Here is a 17429-nt window from a genome sequence, read left to right on the forward strand (position 1 = left end):
GCTTCTCAGGCCATCAAATTGATGCTGAGCTGGGAACTATCGCCCAGTTTCAATGTTGCTGCCGGTTCAGCGCGCGCAGCCTCGGCCCCGCGGGCGCGATCTTTACGCCCTCCAGCGCCATCGCGTCCCGACTGACCGCCCGAGTTTTGTGATGTTGATTGGCCGTTAGCCTGCCCAAGCCAACCTGTTGGTGCCGCAGCCTGCGCCGTCATGCTTGTTAAGCGTACGCCCGACTGATCCATAAGATGCGACAATAGATCTTCATTTGCCAAAAGCAGTCGGGCCGCAGATGCTGTTTCAGTGATAATGCGCACGGTCGTTTCAGATCTGCTGATTTCGATGTTAAGCTGTATGTCACCTAAGGATTTCGGACGCAGCGTTATTTTAACGCTATGCGCCCCATCCCGTGCATCGCCAACGACTTGGGTCACCAGCCGCTCGCGCCACGCCGCATCCCGGGTGTCAAGTGTTTGACGCAGCTGTGTCATCATTGGCCCGGCCGCACTGGGAGTAGGCAACTCGCTTACGTTCTCAGGCAAAATGGTCGCAAGGTTAGGCGCCGAAGTGCCCGGTGCAGGTTGAGCTTTCGAACCAGATGCGAACGGATCGACCTTCTCGGCCGTAATCTGCGAGGTATCCGCAGACATCCGCACCTTAACAGGCTCTTCAAGCGCCACCTCAGGCTCTGTAACGGCGAATGGCGCTGCTGTCGAAGCTGCGGTCGGATTGATGGTCATCCGGGCCACAGTTGGCTTTACCGGTGGCGTGCTTGGCGAAAGCAGGCTTCCTTCATGGCCTTGTGGGCCATCAGACACAGGCGACGGTTCCACAGGCAGAGCATCGGCGGTCATTGGATCCAGCCTTGACGACGACACCGCACGTGAAAGGGCAGCTGTCGGTCCGGCCTTGCCTCGAGATTCAGTGTCGAGCAGAGCCGCCGACTGCTCGATAAGCGAAGACGATGGTCCATCTGCCCCCTGCAAGGGTGCAGAGGCATCATGCACAAAAGATTGAAGTGCCCCAGCCTTGGTATCTGCTTGCGTGTTCACGTTTGGCCCAGCCGGCGCCAAGACTTGGTCCAGGCCATTCGGCGCGCTCTCGCGGTTTTGCAAGGACAACGAAGGTTCAAAATCCAAGGATTGCAACGGAGCATCCTCAGAGTTGGTTTCAGTGTTCACGTCCGAAAGCGCCGGATCTGGAAGCAGAGCGGCAAAGGGTGTGGCCAAAACGAGGGTGGGGTCCAGATCGTCCACCTCGTCAAGCAACATCACATCCTTCTCGGCGTCCTCTGAATCAAGCGGCAACGACGGGATCATGCCCAGCGCGACCCACACCGCTTCGCCCTCCGCGCCCGGCAGGGGTGAGGGCATGGTCACACCCGCTATCTCGTCAAGGCCGACCGTCAGATCGTTGACCGTTTCGGCGTCTGCAGCAATCGACGCAAAGCTCCATTCAGGATCTGGTTGCGCCTGCATGAGTGGGTCAACACCCTCACCCAGCATCGCATCCACCTCAGTGACCGGAGGCTCTGCTGTCGGCAAGGCCTGGCCCGACGCAAAAGCGGGTCCTTCAGCCGGAGTAGGCGTTTCACTTGAAACAGCGAACAGCAGGCCAAAGCCAGTGACCGGGGCGGCGTTCGGTTTACCCGTCGCCTGCCCTGCCCCCAAACTGCCCTTGGTGATCGCCTCGATCGCCGCCATGTGCCACTTACCTACGTTTCAGACTGCCGCAAAAGAATACTGCAAGATCGGTGCCAGCATCACACTCGGCGCTGTCCTTGCCGTGGGGACATCAGATCATCTTCCTTTTTCTCAGCCGCTTCCTGACCTTCAATTCGAGCATCAAGGCGTCGATCATCCAGAATGTTATTGCGATTGTTTGATTTGGCCAATTGCTTGCGCGCCCCGTTCAATTCTTCGGCCAGAAACTCCAGTCGATTTTGCGCCAGCTCCTGCTGCTCGGCCATATAGCGGCCGTACCAAGATCGCGATCGCAAGTTATGCGGGGTGATCAGCCCGCCAATTTCACGATTCTCAGCCTGCAGATTGGTTAAACGATCGAGCAAAGACTGCGACTCATCCACCTGTTGCGCCAAAGATCCGACTGCGCTTGCCTGCCGTTGCATCTTAAGCTGCTCTTTCTTTTGAAGAAGCTTTAGCAGATGTTCTTTCCGCGTCATCGCTTATTCCCCCATCAACCGAATGAGGTCTTGTTGACTGTCGGAAAAGCGGCAAGCTTCGTTTGCACCTTGTCGAATGTATTCGGTGATCTTTGGCCAAAGCGAGACGGCCAAATCAAGCTCAGGATCTTGCCCGGGGCTATATCCCCCCATCAACATAAGATCGCGATTTTCCAAATACAGCGAAACGAGTCGACGAAAGCGCACCGCGGCCTTTTGGTGGCGCGATGGTGTGATGTCAGACATGACGCGACTGACCGATGCTGTGACATCGACGGCGGGATAGATGCCAAGTTGCGTTTGACGACGCGACAGCACGATATGCCCATCCAAGATCGCGCGCGCAGTGTCGACCACTGGGTCATTGGTCACATCATCACCATCCGCCAAGACGGTGTAGAAGGCCGTAATTGCCCCTTGTCCCGCCTCACCAGCGCCCGACCGTTCAATCAAAGCCGGGATCATTGAAACAACCGATGGCGGATAACCTTTTGCGGTGGGCTGTTCGCCCAAGGCCAAACCGATTTCGCGTCGCGCATGGGCGACCCGGGTCATGCTGTCCATGATAAGCAAAACTTCTTTGCCCTGCGCCCGGAAGTATTCGGCAATTGCCGTGGCACGGTTCGCCCCTTTGATCCGCAAAAGAGCGGACCTGTCGGCCGGGACAGCGACAACGCACACCTTCTTGCGCACATCACCCGGCATGACCTGCTCGACAAAATGGCCAACCTCGCGGCCACGCTCTCCAATCAGCCCGACGATGATGACATCCGCCTGCGAAAACCGCGTCATCATCGACAACAGAACAGATTTCCCAACACCAGATCCCGCTATGATGCCAAGCCTTTGGCCTGAGCCAACTGTCAAAAGGCCATTGACCACCCGCACACCAACATCAAGAGGTCTTGAAACCGCCTTGCGCGCCAAGGGGTTCAAAGGGCGGCCCATCAAAGGCCAACGATCTGGGAGCTTCAATGGCCCGCGCTCATCAAGCGGGGCCCCCAATGCGTCGATCACGCGGCCAAGGATTTCGGGCCCGACCTCAATCTCATTTCCTGAATCCAGAATCGTGACCTGCGCCCCAAGCTCAATGCGGGCATCAAGATCATAAAGAAACAGCATGTTGCGACCGTCGCGAAAGCCGATCACTTCCGCCATCGCCACCTGCCCCGATGCGGTCGACACCCCGCAAATCGACCCGACCGAGACAGGAAAGCCGCCGCATTCCAGAACTTGGCCATCAAACCGGTTTACGCGACCGCTTGCCTTGACAAAGCTTTTGTCGGGCAATGCGCGCAAATCATCTGTAATGCGGGCAATATTCGCGGTCATTCCGGTGTGCCGCTATCATTTTCGGCGCCATCATCGCCAAGGGCAGTCGCACTCCGGCGCGGTTTGGGGGAAGGCGCAGTCTTGGGCATCAATCTATCTGCATAACGCAGATTGTCAGTCGACAGCTCGATATCCCCCCGCGCAAGATCGGCATCTGGGCTGATGATGATCGAGCCGAGCGTCTCAGATGTTGCAATATATGGCTTGATCGCCGCGATATCGTCCGGGTTCATCCGCAAGCGCGGCTTCGCAAGATCATTGCGAATTCGGTCAACCAGATCTTCGATCTTTGTAAGATAAGCTTCCGGCATTTCGTCAATCTGCGCACCGGCGCGAACGGATGCCAATTTCTTGACGGCCTCAAGAATTTCATGGCGCAAACTGGCCACACCGTCAGCGCTGCGAAAGGCGGCAATCGCCGCATCCAAAACAGCCACCCGCTCTTCCACTGTGGCCGACATATCGGCAAGGGCACGCGCCTCGCCCGCCGCAAACCCGCGGCCCCATTCGGCTTTGAGTTCATCCAGATTAGCAGGTCTTGGGCCCGTGTCGCGTGGCAAGGTGGCGGAAGCTTCCGCCTCAAGCTGGCCCTGATCAATCAAACCTTCAAGGCCAGCGTGCTCCGCGCCCATTTCGGCATTGTCCAGAGCCGGATCTTCAAGCCCCGTGGCATCAGCGCCCAGAACGGGCTCGTCACTCAGGACTTCGGCATCTTCAATATCGCTCAGCGACGGCTTTGTCTTGGGCGTGACTGGGGCGCGATCATCACGGCTGGCGGCCCGGGCAATGTCAAACAGGCTCTTCGCCATAAAGGCTGAACTCGCCGGCCGCGTTGCTTCAGGCGCTGCCTTGAAGGTGCCACTGCGCATCGCGTCGAACATGCGCGAGATTTCTGCAGCATCCAGAGGCTTTGAGGCCTGTTCAGGTGTTGCCGGCATAGATATTCTCCCTCAGCCTCAGACCATTTCGTCGCCACCGCGACCGGCCAGAACGATGGTGCCGTCGTCGGAGAGCTTGCGGGCGATGTTGATGATTTGCTTTTGCGCTTCTTGCACTTCGGTCAGGCGCACTGGTCCCAGTGCTTCCATCTCATCCTTCAAATTGGCGGCTGCACGGGTCGACATACAGCCGAAAAGCTTTTCGCGCAGCGCCTCGTCGGCCCCCTTCAGCGCCAGGACCATGGCCTCTTGCGGCAAGGACCGCAGCAGAGTTTGCAGCGACCGGTCGTCCGACAAGATCAGATTGTCGAACACGAACATATTGTCCTGAATGGCGGTCATCAGCGTTTTGTTGTCTTTCGCAATGGACTTCATAATCCGGCCTTCCATCGCCGTCTTGGTGAAGTTCATGATCTTCGCCGCCGCCTTAACGCCGCCAATTTGCGAGGCACGCAGCGTGGTGTTCTGCTTGAACTTGCGCTGCATCACCCGCTCCAGCTCGCGAACGGCCTCGGGCTGAACCGTTTCAAGCGTTGCAATCCGGCGAACAATTTCAGGCTGCATCTCTTGCGGCAAAAGCGTGAGAACGTCGGCGGCAAGGCCATAATCAAGATACGAGATGATAAGCGCCACAATCTGAGGATGCTCATCCAAGATCAGCTCAGAAATCGATCTGGCGTCCATCCAGTCCAGAATTTCGATTGGACGTTCTGATGCGGCTGGCGTGATCCGAGACAGCACTGATTGTGCTTTGTCACCCCCCAAAGCCTTTGTCAGCACGTTGCGAATGTAGTTTCCAGCACCAAGGCCAATCGAGGTTTGTTGTTTGATGATGGTCAGAAACTCATCCAGCACATCATTGACCGTCTCTTGATTGACACCCTGCACCGAATACATCGCCGCACCCAAATGTTGGACTTCGCGCGGCGACAGGTTTTTTAGGATCTCAGCCGCTTCATCTTCACCGAGCAGCATCATCAAGATCGCAGACTTCTGTGTGCCCGTAAGGGTGTCAAAAATCCGGACGGTTTCTACGTTTTGTGCAACGGGCTCAGGCATGGTTAGAATGTCCTCATTCCGCTCGAACTGTTGGCATTAGCCAACCAGGTCGAGATCCTTTTTCATCATCTGCTTGAACACGTTCGACACACGACCAGCCTCGTCCGAAACAATCATGCGAATAATGGCAACCTTGTCGTCATAGGTATTCGCCGTATCCAGCATTTCGAGCGAGATATTTGACTTCTTGGGTTTAAGCTTCGCCTTGATTTCTTCCAAGGACTCCCCTTCCCTGACCTCAATCGACTCCAGGGCCTCAGTCTCTTCGTCCGACAGACCACCCTGCGCCACGACCGCGCCGCCAGATGGCACGAGAACCCGCTGCAACAGCGGACGCACCACGCCCAATGCAACAACCGCCATCAAAAGCACCGTCACCGCCTGCTTGGCGACTTCCATGACCCAATCGGTTTGATACCAATCTACGGAAACCCCACCCTCAACGGCGAGAATAAACGGCTGCGACGACAGCGTCAGCGTATCTCCACGGTCGGCCTGCAGACCGATCGTGCCGGCCACCAGCTTCTCAATCTGGGCCAAAATCTCATCGGGCAGCGCTTGCTCCACCGGCTCGCCGGTTTCCGGATCAATCACGGTTGGGCTGCGCAACAAAACCGCCGCATCAACCCGCGCGATCCGGTTCGACGGCGATGTTGTTGTTTCAACTTTACGGCTGACTTCATAGTTCTTCACCTCGGACGAAGAACGCGCTTCGTTCTTCTCGGCCGCCGCACCTTCTGCCGCGCCCGGCTGCTCGGTGGTCAAAGTCGCCTCTGAAGGAGCCGTGTTTGCAATAGCGCCGGGGATACCTTTGGCGTCCGGGCTGCTCGAAACATCCAGCGTGTTCTGCTCACTCAAAATAGCAGTGCTTTCTGGATCAACGCTTTGTTCCGTGGTCTCAGAGCGGGTAAAGTCGATTTCAAGATTGACCTGAGCCGTCACATTCCCAGCCCCAACGATCGGGGTCACAATGCTTTCAATCCGCGAACGATAGATGTTTTCCAGCCGCATCCGATACTGCAACTGGGTGTCGCCGATCAGCAAAGCCGGATCATCAGACGGCTGCGACAGCAACCGGCCGCTTTGGTCAACAATCGTCACGTTTTCACGGGTCATGCCCGAAACAGAGGTCGACACCAGATTGATGATCGCCGTAACCTGGCTTTCATCCAATGTCCGCCCCGAACCAAGCTGCAGGAAAACCGACGCTTTAGGCGGCAGTTGATTGCGCACAAAGGCCGTGCGGTCAGGCAATGCCAAGTGAACCCTTGCCGTCACGACTGAGGCAATCTCATTGATCGACCGCGCCAATTCCATTTCCTGCGCGTGCTTCAATTTCGCCTGCTCAACGGAACGCGATGTGCCCATGGGCATGTTGTTCAACTCATCCATCCCCGAGGGATCAGAGGCTGGCAAGCCTTGCGCGGCCAGTGTCATGCGCGAGCTGTAATAATCGGACGACGGAACAAGTACCTCACCCGTCGCAGGATCCAGCGTCACATCAACGCCTGCGTTGGTAAGCGTCTCGACCACACGCGATTTGTCAGCTTCTGAGAGCGACGCAAAAAGCGTAGTTCGCGAGGGTTGTTGCAGGAGAAAGTAAGCAACCAGCCCGACCACAACCACCATCAGCGCCACGATTGATGGAAATGCGCGTTGAAAACTGGGTTGCACGGTCAATGTCCGCACGCTGGCAACCATGGACCGCGCCGAGGGAGTCAACGCCCCTCCGTTTTTTAGGCCCGCCTTGTCTGAAGTCACCACGCTCGTATTCGCCATTTCCCCACCGTCGATTTATTACCGTTAAACCGGCATGTTCATGATATCTTTATAGGCCGAGAGGGCCTTGTTCCGCAGGTTCAACGTCAGTTGAAACCCAAGGCTGGAAACCTGCTGGGCGACCATCACCTTTGTCAGGTCTTGCTCAGCACCGGTTTCATACGCCGTCGCCAGATCTCTCGCAGCATTCTGAGCCTCAGCAACATCACGCAAACCGGAGCTTAAGCGGTCTGAGAAAGTCGTCTCTGTCGTCGATGGTTCAACAGTTGCTTTATCCAGCTGCTGTCGAGCCCGGTTCAAGGACTGCAGATGTGTCTGCTCAACTTGGAATTTTAGCCCACCAATCGCTGTCATTTTTTACACCTCACCCCACCAGCCAAGCTTGAGCGTGTTTGATCTGTGTCTCGACCCTGCTCTGGACCGGGCGATCAATAACAATATCCTGCGCGCAGATTTTATCGCCAATTCGTAAGACCAAGGCGCGCTGAACGACATTCTCAAGTTCACGGACATTGCCCGGCCAATCATGCGCCAACAGCCGCTCAATCGCGTCGTTTCCAAGCCAAGGCTGGGCAAGCTTATCCTCAGCGTGGCGTCGTATAAGGGCGATGGTCAATGGGATGATGTCATCAGGCCGATCCGCGAGGGCGCGTGTTTCAAGCGGAAACACATTCAAACGGTAATAAAGGTCCTCCCGAAAAGTCCGCGCCTGCACCTGCTCAAACATGTTGCGGTTCGATGTTGCGATCACCCGCACGTCGACCGCAACCTCCGTCTGCGATCCAAGCGGGGTCACAATTCGTTCCTGCAAGACTCTCAGCAGTTTTGATTGAAGGCCAAGCGGCATTTCTGAGATTTCATCCAACAAAAGCGTGCCGCCATCCGCAGCTCGAAAAATGCCCTTGTTAGAGATAGCCGCTCCCGTAAAAGCCCCTTTTTCATGGCCAAAAAGCACCGCCTCAAGCAAGTTCTCAGGAATGGCAGCACAGTTTATGGCGACGAAGGGTTTGGCTGCGCGGCTGGATTGGTTGTGAACAAAACGGGCAAGAACCTCTTTGCCGGTGCCGGTCGGGCCATTGACGAAAACCGTGACATCGGTGCGCGCAACGCGGGATGCCAATGCCGAAAGCGCAACGGTTGTATCATCGGCAGCAATCATATTGGAGAGATCTGCACAAATCAGATCTGCGACCATCAGCGCAGACTGCAGAGCATCATCTTTTCCTGCCGGCAGCTGCACCCGAAGAATTTTTCCGCCCAATTCCGGGGTTACTGAGTATCTGGCCTCACCCTCGGCAATAACCAGCATCAGGCGCGGCAAGAACTTCCGTGCGCGCTCAATCAGTGCTTGTTGCCCACCGATCTGAGTTTCAAACGCTCGAGAGAACACCAGTGTCGCACCACGCGAAGGCTCCGCATTATCTGCAAGCCCGGTCTCCACGGTCACAGGAAGCATGCGCCGGGTGATGAGGTCCGCCAATTTGACAGCCATCGACAGCCCAGTTGTCTCGATCATAACCTTTGTCATGCGGCCACCTCCTCAGGGTCTTGCTGGAACAAGGCAAGAAGCGGACCAAGTCTGAAATATTCTTATGTCTGACGCGAAAGATCAGTATCGACTTTCAAATTTCACCAAGGAATCAAGAGCTCATGGGCATCTGGGTCGCCCACGCACAAGACAGAGCGAAGAATTCGGTTCTACAGTGACGTTCCATTTGATGCTCAGCGTCAATAAAATGACTCCCCGATAGAATGGTCAAAAATCTGTCTCACACCCATGACCCGAGCGCATAGAACTGCAGAAAAGCCATCCGTCAAACCTATGGGGGCCACATCCCAATACATGATTTGCAAGAGGGTTATGCAGATCAATCAAGCGCCGTCGAGGCAAGCGGAACGCGTGCAGTGAGGCCCGTAGCAAATTTGAAATGACTGTCGAAGTCACATATTTGTTCAACAAAGCTCAGCACCAGTTTCAGAAAACAGCCACATCTTTCGGGCGCAACACCTATCGCCGTAGGTTCTTGCGCAGGTGCCCCCCCCATGCCTCAGCCCAGCCCATGCCTCCGAACAGCTTTGGCGGCTTGGAGACGGCAATGGCTCAGCGCTTGTCAGAAATCGAGCACTGCGCCATGACTGTCGAGGCCAATTGTATTCTCAACGGGTAAACATCTTGCTGTTTGTGGCGTTAAGAGAATCAGAGAGAAAAAAAGTCGGAGGCATCCATGAGTTTCGTCGCTGTTCAAAAGGCCTACACGGAGGCGACTTTCCGCGAGGCCGAAAACCTCACGCATCCGCACGAGCTCATTCAAGTCACGCTGCAGACGCTGCGTCAGAGTCTTGATCTGTTGTCTCAAGACGTGATTGATGCAGAATATTTTGCAAAATCAAAGGCTAAGGCATTGACTGCCATCTACATTCTTCAGACCAGCCTTGATATCGACAAGGGCGGCGAAATCGCGCGAAATTTGTTTCAGGTCTATGAGTATTGCCGACTTCAAGTTGTGAACTCTAAGCGAAGGGATGTGCCGCAGGGCTTGGCACTTTGCATCAAGCTTCTCGACGAACTCATTGATGCTTGGAAACGCATAAAGTAATGCTTACCTCTGGTTCGGCGAACGTCGAAACAAGAGTGTAGGAGGATCGGATGTCGAGATATTGCCCCGAGTGGCTTTTTGGTGCTGTGAGTGCGCTTATCGGGAACCGCTTTATCTCTTCTAGCCTGCCGATCGAACCCTTCGCCGTGAAATACGCGCAGATTCTCTCTGAAAAGTACGTAGCCATCCCGGATACAATGCTGCTTTCAGCCGCTGAGGGTTTCTTGCGCGCCATCATCGAGGCAAATTCTGAGGATGCTGACGTCATCCTCCACTCGTTTGCCTACAATCGCCTGATGATCTTGCCCAGCGGGGAGAGCCGCAAGTTTAAGGGGCTGTTCTCCAGCGCATTGGATGGCAGCAAAGAATGCGAATACAGCGCAGAACAGGCCGTAAAGTCGTTTAAGCCCTTTGTTTACATGATCCGAGCCAAGCCAGCTCTCGCAGCACCTGCGGGTTGGACCTGGGACAACATCGAGGATGGCGATTGGCTTCGCGGAATACAGGATATCGAAGTTTCAATCCTGGACAGCCTTTAAACCCAACGCGCGGCAATCATGCCATGATGTCAAGCGTCCGGGAAAACCGCGGTGCATCGCGCATTGCGTTTGAGGTTTGCGCCAACCGGGTGGCCGCGGCATTTTGTGCGTAAGACTGCTGCATCATGGATCGCGCAAGCAGATTTGCTTCGGTCGACTGGGCTGACGGTGCCAGATCTGGATGATAGATCTGCATTCTTGGGTCGTTAATGTTGAAAGACTCGACTTTTCCCACCGGCGTCAGGGCGCGCGGCACGTAATCAGCGGAAGTGATTGCACTTGGCATAGAAGATGCAATCGACTGAGACACAGCGCTTGAATGCGCCGATGCCCCCAAAGAACGGGGCGGGGACATCATGGGAGAAACTGGTTTGGACGATGGAAACATTGTCTGGGCGCGTTTTCCGTGTCTTTTGTAACTGTAATTCTATGGAAATGCCGATGGAAACACAAGTGTCAGGTCAGAGAGCCGTTTGGCGTGAGTTTCCGATTGATCCAGTCGCCACTATGGCTTTGCGGTTGGCGCATATTCGTCTGGCGCTAGGAGACATTATTTCTCCAGACACGATGGGACCGCACGAAGTCACACCCGCACTTCATCAGATCAATGCGCTGAAACGCTTGGCCTTGGCAGCAGATAACATACCGTTGATGGTGGTTTTACTTGCGATCTTGGACCAGATTGATGACGCGCTGCGAGACACCTCGATTGTTTACGCCCATCAGGCTGTCGTTCATTTGGAAGACACGCTGAACCGAGCGTGCTAGTTACTGCAGTGAATGCGACGGAGATTGAACACATGTTGGCGCTATGTTCCTAAGACGCACGTCGCCCAAAAGTTCTCGAAAGCGCCGCGAGAGTTGCGCGCAATGCCAAAGAATCAGAGTGTTCTTGATGATGGCATTCGCACTGATTCTTGGCATGTTCTTCGTCGACAAAGAACTCAGCCCGCTCTCGGGCCTAACGCCCATGAGCTTCGCGCTCGCGATCGTGTTTTTGGGAACCATCGGCTTTGTGGTTCGTGTCGTGCAACATTTGGCAGACAAGAAACGAGAAGCTCAATCCCATGCAGCCCGCTACGTTGTGAACCAAGAAGAACAGGCTTGATCTGTCTTATTCTGGAATGCCAGAGAACTTAGTCCAAAGGCCAACCGAAAGGTACTGGCGGCAAAGGTTGCGAACACTCTGCCATGAAGACGCAACACGTGAACGCGACAAGCCCCGCGAAGCTGTGCGAAGGGCCTCGACAGCCCACATTTACTCGATAGCGCCCAACGCTGCCCAATTGCCTAGAATTGGCGCGAAGTAACATCCTCTGTCGCTTCCTCTCGCCTCATGCCCAACTCGCGAATAATGGTGCCGCTGGAGAGGGCCGTCGCAGCAGAAACCAACCTCACAAGAAGTCCCCTGAACAGGCCTGAAATGAACGCGTTGCCGCGTGAAACCTGAATGGTGTTTCCGCGCCAGCGAAGAAAACCGGCAGGGCTGGCGGAAGCTGCCTCCAAGGCTTGGATGGCCATCGTCTGCGCTTTACAACCTATTTTTCGGTGGCTACCAATTCGTATCGTATGGTCGCTCTCTCATCAGGAGGGTCATCGGCCCGCAAATCGAGCACACAGACGCAAAGAAATGCGCGGCAAGACTGACCTGTCCTAGGGAGGCCTAACCATTCTGGAACGGTCGGAGGAGTGAGAGCTTATCGCGTGATCCGCTGCGATGATCGTCGGTGACCTTGATCCGAAGTGATCGGTGACCAGCATTGAAACACGGTCTGGAAAGGCCAAACACCCATCGGCTCGACCTTGTTGCAGGTCCAAAGAGCACAAACTGACAAAGGGCGCGAAAAGATCATGGGACGTATGCAAGGAAAATCGGCGCTTGTTACGGCGGCAGGTCAAGGCATTGGCCGGGCGTCTGCACTGGCCATGGCGCGCGAAGGGGCGCATGTCATCGCCACGGATGTGAACGAGGCTGCGCTGGCAGAGTTGGCGAAAGAGGGCCTGCAAACCCGCGTGTTGGACGTGCGCGATCCGGCGTCGATCGCCGCCGCGGTGGCCGCTGTTGGCCCTGTGGATGTGCTTTTCAACTGCGCGGGCTTCGTGGCCGCCGGTACGATCCTTGACTGTGACGAGGATCAATGGGCCTTCTCGCTCGATCTGAACATGACGGCGATGTATCGCATGTGCCGGGCCTTCCTGCCGGGGATGCTGGCAGCCGGATCCGGCTCAATCATCAACATGGCCTCAGTCGCCTCCTCGGTCATCGCGGCCCCCAACCGCTTTGTCTACGGTGCGACCAAGGCAGGGGTGATCGGACTGACCAAGGCGATTGCCGCCGATTTCATCACCAAGGGCATCCGCTGCAACGCAATCTGCCCCGGCACAGTGGAAAGCCCCTCACTCGAGCAGCGACTGCGCGACACCGGCGATTATGAGGCTGCTCGCAAGGCGTTCATCGCCCGACAGCCCATTGGTCGCATCGGCCTGCCAGAAGAGATTGCGGCGCTTGTGGTCTATTTGGCCAGCGATGAAAGCACCTACACTACCGGCGTCGCCCATATCATCGACGGCGGCTGGGCCAACACCTGAGGAGACAGAGATGAAACTACTGCGGCACGGCCTGTCGGGCGCGGAAAAACCCGGCCTCTTGCACTCAGACGGCACAATCCGGGATCTGACGGGACTGGTCCCCGATATCGGCGGGCATGTTCTATCAGATGCAGGCATCGCAATGCTGCGCGGGATTGATGCCAGCACCCTGCCAGTGGTGCCAAGCGGAACCCGGCTTGGCCCTTGCGTTGCCGGCACGGGAAAATTCATCTGCATCGGTCTGAACTACTCCGACCACGCGGCCGAAACTGGCGCCACAGTGCCACCCGAGCCGATCATCTTCATGAAGGCCACATCCGCAATCTGCGGCCCGAATGACCCCATCATCATCCCGCGTGGCTCCGAGAAAACCGACTGGGAGGTGGAGTTGGCCGTCATCATCGGTACCCGCGCCAAATACGTGTCCGAAGCGCAGGCGCTAAACCACGTGGCAGGCTATGCCGTGACGAATGACGTGTCAGAACGCGCCTTTCAGATCGAACGGTCTGGTCAGTGGACCAAGGGCAAATCCTGCGACAACTTTGGCCAGATCGGCCCGTGGCTGGTGACGCGCGATGAGGTGGCCGATCCGCAAGACATGCCCATGTGGCTGACAGTGAATGGCAAGACCTATCAGAACGGCTCGACCAAAACGATGGTTTATGGCGTGGCGCATCTGGTCAGCTATCTGTCGCAGTTCATGACGCTGCATCCCGGCGATGTGATTTCGACTGGCACCCCACCCGGCGTGGGGCTGGGCCAAAAGCCGCCGCACTACCTGAAGGCCGGGGATGTCGTCGAACTTGGCATCGCAGGACTTGGCCAGCAGCGCCAAGACGTGATCGCCGACCCAGAGTAAACCTGACTGTCCGGCCAAGCACGGCGAGATCTAGGGGGTGAAATCCCCCTCAGTCTTGCGTGCTCACATGTAAGGCGGCGGCGTGTGAAGCGGCTTTGGCAGCCTCGTACAAAGACTTTGGCTGTACCAAGGCGGCACAAAGCGCGCCAATAAACGCGTCGCCTGCGCCGTGGCTGGACACCAGTTTGACCTTCTCGGCAGGCACGGTAAAGCCTTGCCCGTCTGCATCCACTGCCGCCAGACCTTTGCTACCCGCCGTCACAATCACAGCAGGGAAACGTAAGGAAAGCTGTTTGGCGGCATCGGCCGCGCTGGAGAGGCTGTCCACGGGCTTCGCCCCCATCATCTCGGCCTCGACGGCATTGACCACCAAAAGGTCGATCAAACCGATCAGGTCATCCGACAAGTCGCGCGCTGGGGCGGCGTTCAAAATCGTGTGGATGCCGCGCGACTTGGCTTGGTGGGCCGCGGCGATGTTCAGCGCTTCGGGCACCTCATTTTGTAGGATCAAAAGGCCGATGCCATGCCAAAGGGCTGGGTCGGCCAAGGCAGCAGGATCAGATTGCAGATTGGCCCCAGACACGATGGTGGCCGCATAATCGCCCTCGGCGTCCATAATCGCCACACTCATGCCCGAACCAACGCCGGAAAGGGTGGTGACAAATCCATCCTCCACCCCCGCCCCCCGCAAGGCCCGGCGCAGGAACGTGCCAAAGTCATCCTCGCCCACGGCCCCGAACATGCGGCTGGCAACGCCCGCGCGGGCCACCGCGACCGCCTGATTGCCCCCCTTGCCCCCGAATTTGGGATACCAGCGCGACCCGACAGAGGTCTCATCCTTGCGCGGCAAATGGTCGGCCTTGACCATGATGTCATAGTGCAGGCTGCCAACGGTCAGAACAGTGGTTTGGGGCATATCGCGCCTCGGCTAAGGGTTTGTCCGGCGCAGGGCAGGCGCGCCAGACATCGGGGGTAAAGCGTTGGTTTGCCAAGATCGCGATGACGGCCAACTCGGCGGCATCATCGGGGTCATCCGCGCCATAGGCAACCCTGCGATGCGGTTTTGAGGGTGGCTTTCGCCACCGCACACCGCGAGCAGGCGGCTATCGCGCTTTGCGCCAAATGTGTAGCATCGGCGGCACAAGAGCCGACGACAGGACCGCACATGCCGAATTTCCCGATCATCGACAGTCATTTGCACCTTTGGGACCCCCAGCACCTGACCTACCCTTGGCTGTCAGGTCCGCTGGATCAAGCCTTCCTGCCCCGCGACTTTCAATCCGCAACAGGCCCTGTGCAGGTTGAGTCCATGGTGTTCCTGGAATGTGCAGCCGCGCCCCATCAATCGCTGGATGAGGCGCGTTGGGTTCTGGAGCAAGCCAAAGCCGACCCGCGCATTGCCGCGATGGTCTGCCATGCGCCGCTGGAACAGGGCGACGCTGTGCGTCCGCATCTTGAAAGCCTCGCCGCGATGGCCAAGGTCAAAGGCGCGCGGCGCATCTATCAAGACGAACCCGATGCCGATTTCTGCCTGCAGCCAGATTTCATTTCTGGGGTTAAAGCGTTGCCAGATTACGGCCTGTCTTTCGACATGTGCATCAAGCACTGGCAGTTGCCTGCCTCCATCGCTTTGGCGGATGCCTGCCCAAAGACCATGATCGTTATCGACCACATCGCCAAGCCCGGCATCAAGGCGGGCCTGATGCAGCCTTGGGCCGATCAGATGTTTGACATGGCACAGCGGGACAATGTGCTGTGCAAGCTGTCAGGTGTCGCCACCGAAGCTGCCGCCGATTGGACGGCAGAAACCTTGCGCCCTTATCTCGATGTGGCGCTTGATGCCTTTGGCCCAAATCGGCTGATGTTTGGCGGCGACTGGCCGGTTTCGACCCTTGCCATCACCTATCCTGCATGGGTGGAAATCGTCGACCAGTTGATTGCCGATCTGAGCCCCGACGAGCAGCGCCAGATATACCGCAACACCGCGCGCCAGTTTTACAGGCTCGCCTGACTACATCACCGCGCCCAACTGCCAAGGCACAAACTCGGCCCCGCCAAAGCCGAGTTCCTCGGACAAGGTTTGCTCACCCGAAGCAACCGCGATGATCTTTTCCAAGATTTCCGCGCCCTTCGCCTCGATGCTCACCCCGTCGATGATGTCCCCGCAGTTGATGTCCATATCCTCAGCCATCCGCTGATACATCTCATTGTTGGTCGCGAGCTTTATGCAGGGGCTGGGCTTGTAGCCTGAAACCGAACCGCGGCCGGTGGTGAACACGATCATGGTGGCCCCGCTGGCGATCTGGCCGGTGACCGAGCAAGGGTCATAGCCGGGGCTGTCCATATAGACAAAACCCGGCGTCGTGATCGGCTCGGCGAATTTGTAGACCCCGACCAAAGGTGCAGTCCCGCCTTTGGCCACAGCCCCAAGCGATTTTTCCAAAATGGTCGTCAGCCCGCCGCGCTTGTTGCCGGGGCTTGGGTTGTTGTCCATCTCGCCGCCGTTGAGGGCGGTATAGTGTTCCCACCACTTGATGCGCTCAATCAGCTTTTCGCCCACCTCTGTGTTGACCGCGCGGCGGGTCAACAGGTGCTCGGCACCGTAGATCTCGGGCGTTTCCGACAGAATCGTCGTGCCCCCCATACGCACCAGAAGATCACTGGCCACACCCAAAGCCGGATTGGCCGTGATCCCCGAATAGCCATCAGACCCGCCGCATTGCAGGCCAATCGTCAGCTTTGACACCGGCGCAGGCGCGCGGGCGACCTTGGCGGCCACCTCGGCCATCTCGCGCAGCACCTCCAGCCCTTTGGCAATGGTGGCCCGCGTGCCGCCGGTACCCTGAATGGTCATGTAGCGAAAATTGCCATCGGGGCGCAGGCGGCCCTGCCCCACCAGATCAGGCACCTGCAAGACTTCACATCCCAGACCGACCAGCAAAATGCCGCCAAAATTCGCGTTGCGCGCATAGCCCTTCAGGGTGCGCATCAGGGTGTCATAGCCCTCATTCACACCCGACATACCGCAGCCCGAGTTATGAACGATGGGCACAAACCCATCAATATTGGGCATCGACGACAAGATTGGGTCTTTCTCGGCGGCCTCGGCGATGAACCGCGCCACCGATCCCGAACAGTTCACCGAGGTCAGGATGCCGATGTAATTGCGCGTTCCGACCTGCCCGTCAGAGCGGTGATAGCCCATGAACGTGCGTTCCGCCAAAGGTGGTAGCGGGGTGGCCTGCTGGCCGATGGCATAGTCGGTGCTGTGCGGGCCCATACCAAGGTTATGGCTGTGAATATGCCCCCCTGCCGGAATATCCTCAGTCGCCTGACCGATCGACTGCCCATAGCGCAAAACCGTCTCGCCCTTCGCAATTGCGCAAGCCGCTATCTTGTGGCCACGCGGAACCGCGCCGGGCAGCGTCACGCCCAAACCGGCAGGTGTCGCGCCCTTGGGCAAATCGGTCAGTGCGATGACAAGGTTGTCAATCGCGTGCAATCGGATAATAGCGTCTGCCATAACGTCACCCTTATTCTTGCGGCCGCCCGCGCAGT

General features: G+C 57.2%; 20 protein-coding genes. 8 read left to right on the forward strand and 12 right to left on the reverse strand.

Annotated features, from left to right (window positions below; genetic code table 11):
* Positions 1–5 precede the first annotated feature (5 nt).
* Genes AC72UB_RS05020 through AC72UB_RS05035 form a run of 4 tightly spaced genes read right to left on the reverse strand, consistent with a single transcriptional unit; the run spans position 6 to position 3891 of the window.
* Positions 6–1700, reverse strand: coding sequence for a flagellar hook-length control protein FliK (locus tag AC72UB_RS05020; RefSeq protein ID WP_505188796.1), 1695 nt, complete (start codon positions 1698–1700; stop codon positions 6–8).
* A gap of 59 nt (positions 1701–1759) precedes the next feature.
* On the reverse strand, positions 1760–2179 hold the full coding sequence (locus tag AC72UB_RS05025; RefSeq protein WP_505188797.1) for a hypothetical protein: 420 nt from the start codon (positions 2177–2179) through the stop codon (positions 1760–1762).
* A gap of 3 nt (positions 2180–2182) precedes the next feature.
* Positions 2183–3511 (reverse strand): FliI/YscN family ATPase, encoded by a 1329-nt coding sequence (locus AC72UB_RS05030; protein WP_505188798.1) that lies wholly within the window; start codon positions 3509–3511, stop codon positions 2183–2185.
* On the reverse strand, positions 3508–3891 hold the full coding sequence (locus AC72UB_RS05035) for a FliH/SctL family protein (protein ID WP_505188799.1): 384 nt from the start codon (positions 3889–3891) through the stop codon (positions 3508–3510). Before AC72UB_RS05035 ends, AC72UB_RS05030 begins: the two co-directional genes overlap by 4 nt.
* Here AC72UB_RS05035 and AC72UB_RS05040 point away from each other — a divergent pair.
* Positions 3883–4329, forward strand: coding sequence for a hypothetical protein (locus AC72UB_RS05040; protein ID WP_505188800.1), 447 nt, complete (start codon positions 3883–3885; stop codon positions 4327–4329). The two genes, AC72UB_RS05035 and AC72UB_RS05040, sit on opposite strands and share 9 nt — an antisense overlap.
* A 138-nt stretch (positions 4330–4467) precedes the next feature.
* On the opposite strand, the gene fliG is transcribed toward AC72UB_RS05040, so the two are convergent.
* The 4 genes from fliG to AC72UB_RS05060 are packed head-to-tail and all read right to left on the reverse strand — an operon-like array spanning position 4468 to position 8803.
* Positions 4468–5508, reverse strand: a complete 1041-nt coding sequence (gene fliG / locus AC72UB_RS05045) for a flagellar motor switch protein FliG (protein WP_505188801.1) — start codon at positions 5506–5508, stop codon at positions 4468–4470.
* Between the two features lie 36 nt (positions 5509–5544).
* Positions 5545–7287 (reverse strand): flagellar basal-body MS-ring/collar protein FliF, encoded by a 1743-nt coding sequence (fliF, locus tag AC72UB_RS05050; protein WP_505188802.1) that lies wholly within the window; start codon positions 7285–7287, stop codon positions 5545–5547.
* Positions 7288–7311: 24 nt separating this feature from the next.
* Positions 7312–7641: a flagellar hook-basal body complex protein FliE gene (fliE, locus tag AC72UB_RS05055; protein ID WP_505188803.1), complete on the reverse strand. Its 330-nt coding sequence runs from the start codon at positions 7639–7641 to the stop codon at positions 7312–7314.
* Between the two features lie 10 nt (positions 7642–7651).
* Positions 7652–8803 carry a sigma 54-interacting transcriptional regulator gene (locus tag AC72UB_RS05060; RefSeq protein ID WP_505188804.1) on the reverse strand — a complete coding sequence of 384 codons (1152 nt, stop codon included), beginning with the start codon at positions 8801–8803 and terminating at the stop codon, positions 7652–7654.
* A 709-nt stretch (positions 8804–9512) separates the two neighbouring features.
* Here AC72UB_RS05060 and AC72UB_RS05065 point away from each other — a divergent pair.
* Both AC72UB_RS05065 and AC72UB_RS05070 read left to right on the forward strand, forming a co-directional pair.
* Positions 9513–9884, forward strand: a complete 372-nt coding sequence (locus AC72UB_RS05065) for a flagellar protein FliS (protein ID WP_505188805.1) — start codon at positions 9513–9515, stop codon at positions 9882–9884.
* A gap of 50 nt (positions 9885–9934) precedes the next feature.
* Positions 9935–10423, forward strand: a complete 489-nt coding sequence (locus AC72UB_RS05070; RefSeq protein WP_463288655.1) for a hypothetical protein — start codon at positions 9935–9937, stop codon at positions 10421–10423.
* Positions 10424–10439: 16 nt separating this feature from the next.
* On the opposite strand, the gene AC72UB_RS05075 is transcribed toward AC72UB_RS05070, so the two are convergent.
* Entirely contained in the window at positions 10440–10709 is a 270-nt protein-coding gene (locus tag AC72UB_RS05075) for a hypothetical protein (protein ID WP_463288654.1), read from the reverse strand.
* Positions 10710–10714: 5 nt separating this feature from the next.
* On the opposite strand from AC72UB_RS05075, the gene AC72UB_RS05080 reads away from it, so the two are divergent.
* Together AC72UB_RS05080 and AC72UB_RS05085 are read left to right on the forward strand one after the other, a co-directional pair.
* Positions 10715–11191, forward strand: a complete 477-nt coding sequence (locus AC72UB_RS05080) for a hypothetical protein (RefSeq protein ID WP_505188806.1) — start codon at positions 10715–10717, stop codon at positions 11189–11191.
* A gap of 118 nt (positions 11192–11309) precedes the next feature.
* Positions 11310–11531, forward strand: coding sequence for a hypothetical protein (locus AC72UB_RS05085; RefSeq protein WP_505188807.1), 222 nt, complete (start codon positions 11310–11312; stop codon positions 11529–11531).
* A 182-nt stretch (positions 11532–11713) separates the two neighbouring features.
* Here AC72UB_RS05085 and AC72UB_RS05090 read toward each other — a convergent pair whose 3' ends face one another.
* Positions 11714–11944: a hypothetical protein gene (locus AC72UB_RS05090; RefSeq protein ID WP_505188808.1), complete on the reverse strand. Its 231-nt coding sequence runs from the start codon at positions 11942–11944 to the stop codon at positions 11714–11716.
* Between the two features lie 327 nt (positions 11945–12271).
* Here AC72UB_RS05090 and AC72UB_RS05095 point away from each other — a divergent pair, with 327 nt between their 5' ends.
* Complete coding sequence (locus tag AC72UB_RS05095) at positions 12272–13012, forward strand: SDR family oxidoreductase (RefSeq protein ID WP_463288668.1); 741 nt, start codon at positions 12272–12274, stop codon at positions 13010–13012.
* A gap of 10 nt (positions 13013–13022) precedes the next feature.
* Complete coding sequence (locus AC72UB_RS05100; RefSeq protein WP_505188809.1) at positions 13023–13871, forward strand: fumarylacetoacetate hydrolase family protein; 849 nt, start codon at positions 13023–13025, stop codon at positions 13869–13871.
* Between the two features lie 49 nt (positions 13872–13920).
* Here AC72UB_RS05100 and AC72UB_RS05105 read toward each other — a convergent pair whose 3' ends face one another.
* Positions 13921–14787: a PfkB family carbohydrate kinase gene (locus AC72UB_RS05105; RefSeq protein WP_505188810.1), complete on the reverse strand. Its 867-nt coding sequence runs from the start codon at positions 14785–14787 to the stop codon at positions 13921–13923.
* 249 nt (positions 14788–15036) lie between these two features.
* Here AC72UB_RS05105 and AC72UB_RS05110 point away from each other — a divergent pair, with 249 nt between their 5' ends.
* Complete coding sequence (locus AC72UB_RS05110) at positions 15037–15882, forward strand: amidohydrolase family protein (RefSeq protein ID WP_505188811.1); 846 nt, start codon at positions 15037–15039, stop codon at positions 15880–15882.
* On the opposite strand, the gene AC72UB_RS05115 is transcribed toward AC72UB_RS05110, so the two are convergent.
* Positions 15883–17394 (reverse strand): UxaA family hydrolase, encoded by a 1512-nt coding sequence (locus tag AC72UB_RS05115; RefSeq protein ID WP_505188812.1) that lies wholly within the window; start codon positions 17392–17394, stop codon positions 15883–15885.
* Positions 17395–17429 lie beyond the last annotated feature (35 nt).

Source organism: Allotabrizicola aquatica (SeqCode), assembly GCF_965194375.1.
GTDB classification, from domain to species: domain Bacteria; phylum Pseudomonadota; class Alphaproteobacteria; order Rhodobacterales; family Rhodobacteraceae; genus Tabrizicola_A; species Tabrizicola_A aquatica.

What these genes read in the sequence shown, in the direction of transcription:
- AC72UB_RS05090 (WP_505188808.1), bottom strand. Translation starts at nt 11,944, where the DNA reads ATGGCCATCCAAGCCTTGGAGGCAGCTTCCGCCAGCCCTGCCGGTTTT.
- AC72UB_RS05040 (WP_505188800.1), top strand. Translation starts at nt 3,883, where the DNA reads ATGGCGCAAACTGGCCACACCGTCAGCGCTGCGAAAGGCGGCAATCGC.
- AC72UB_RS05075 (WP_463288654.1), bottom strand. Translation starts at nt 10,709, where the DNA reads ATGCCAAGTGCAATCACTTCCGCTGATTACGTGCCGCGCGCCCTGACG.
- fliG (WP_505188801.1), bottom strand. Translation starts at nt 5,508, where the DNA reads ATGCCTGAGCCCGTTGCACAAAACGTAGAAACCGTCCGGATTTTTGAC.
- AC72UB_RS05020 (WP_505188796.1), bottom strand. Translation starts at nt 1,700, where the DNA reads ATGGCGGCGATCGAGGCGATCACCAAGGGCAGTTTGGGGGCAGGGCAG.
- AC72UB_RS05030 (WP_505188798.1), bottom strand. Translation starts at nt 3,511, where the DNA reads ATGACCGCGAATATTGCCCGCATTACAGATGATTTGCGCGCATTGCCC.
- AC72UB_RS05110 (WP_505188811.1), top strand. Translation starts at nt 15,037, where the DNA reads ATGCCGAATTTCCCGATCATCGACAGTCATTTGCACCTTTGGGACCCC.
- fliF (WP_505188802.1), bottom strand. Translation starts at nt 7,287, where the DNA reads ATGGCGAATACGAGCGTGGTGACTTCAGACAAGGCGGGCCTAAAAAAC.
- AC72UB_RS05025 (WP_505188797.1), bottom strand. Translation starts at nt 2,179, where the DNA reads ATGACGCGGAAAGAACATCTGCTAAAGCTTCTTCAAAAGAAAGAGCAG.
- AC72UB_RS05070 (WP_463288655.1), top strand. Translation starts at nt 9,935, where the DNA reads ATGTCGAGATATTGCCCCGAGTGGCTTTTTGGTGCTGTGAGTGCGCTT.
- AC72UB_RS05060 (WP_505188804.1), bottom strand. Translation starts at nt 8,803, where the DNA reads ATGATCGAGACAACTGGGCTGTCGATGGCTGTCAAATTGGCGGACCTC.
- fliE (WP_505188803.1), bottom strand. Translation starts at nt 7,641, where the DNA reads ATGACAGCGATTGGTGGGCTAAAATTCCAAGTTGAGCAGACACATCTG.
- AC72UB_RS05100 (WP_505188809.1), top strand. Translation starts at nt 13,023, where the DNA reads ATGAAACTACTGCGGCACGGCCTGTCGGGCGCGGAAAAACCCGGCCTC.
- AC72UB_RS05105 (WP_505188810.1), bottom strand. Translation starts at nt 14,787, where the DNA reads ATGCCCCAAACCACTGTTCTGACCGTTGGCAGCCTGCACTATGACATC.
- AC72UB_RS05080 (WP_505188806.1), top strand. Translation starts at nt 10,715, where the DNA reads ATGCAATCGACTGAGACACAGCGCTTGAATGCGCCGATGCCCCCAAAG.
- AC72UB_RS05115 (WP_505188812.1), bottom strand. Translation starts at nt 17,394, where the DNA reads ATGGCAGACGCTATTATCCGATTGCACGCGATTGACAACCTTGTCATC.
- AC72UB_RS05065 (WP_505188805.1), top strand. Translation starts at nt 9,513, where the DNA reads ATGAGTTTCGTCGCTGTTCAAAAGGCCTACACGGAGGCGACTTTCCGC.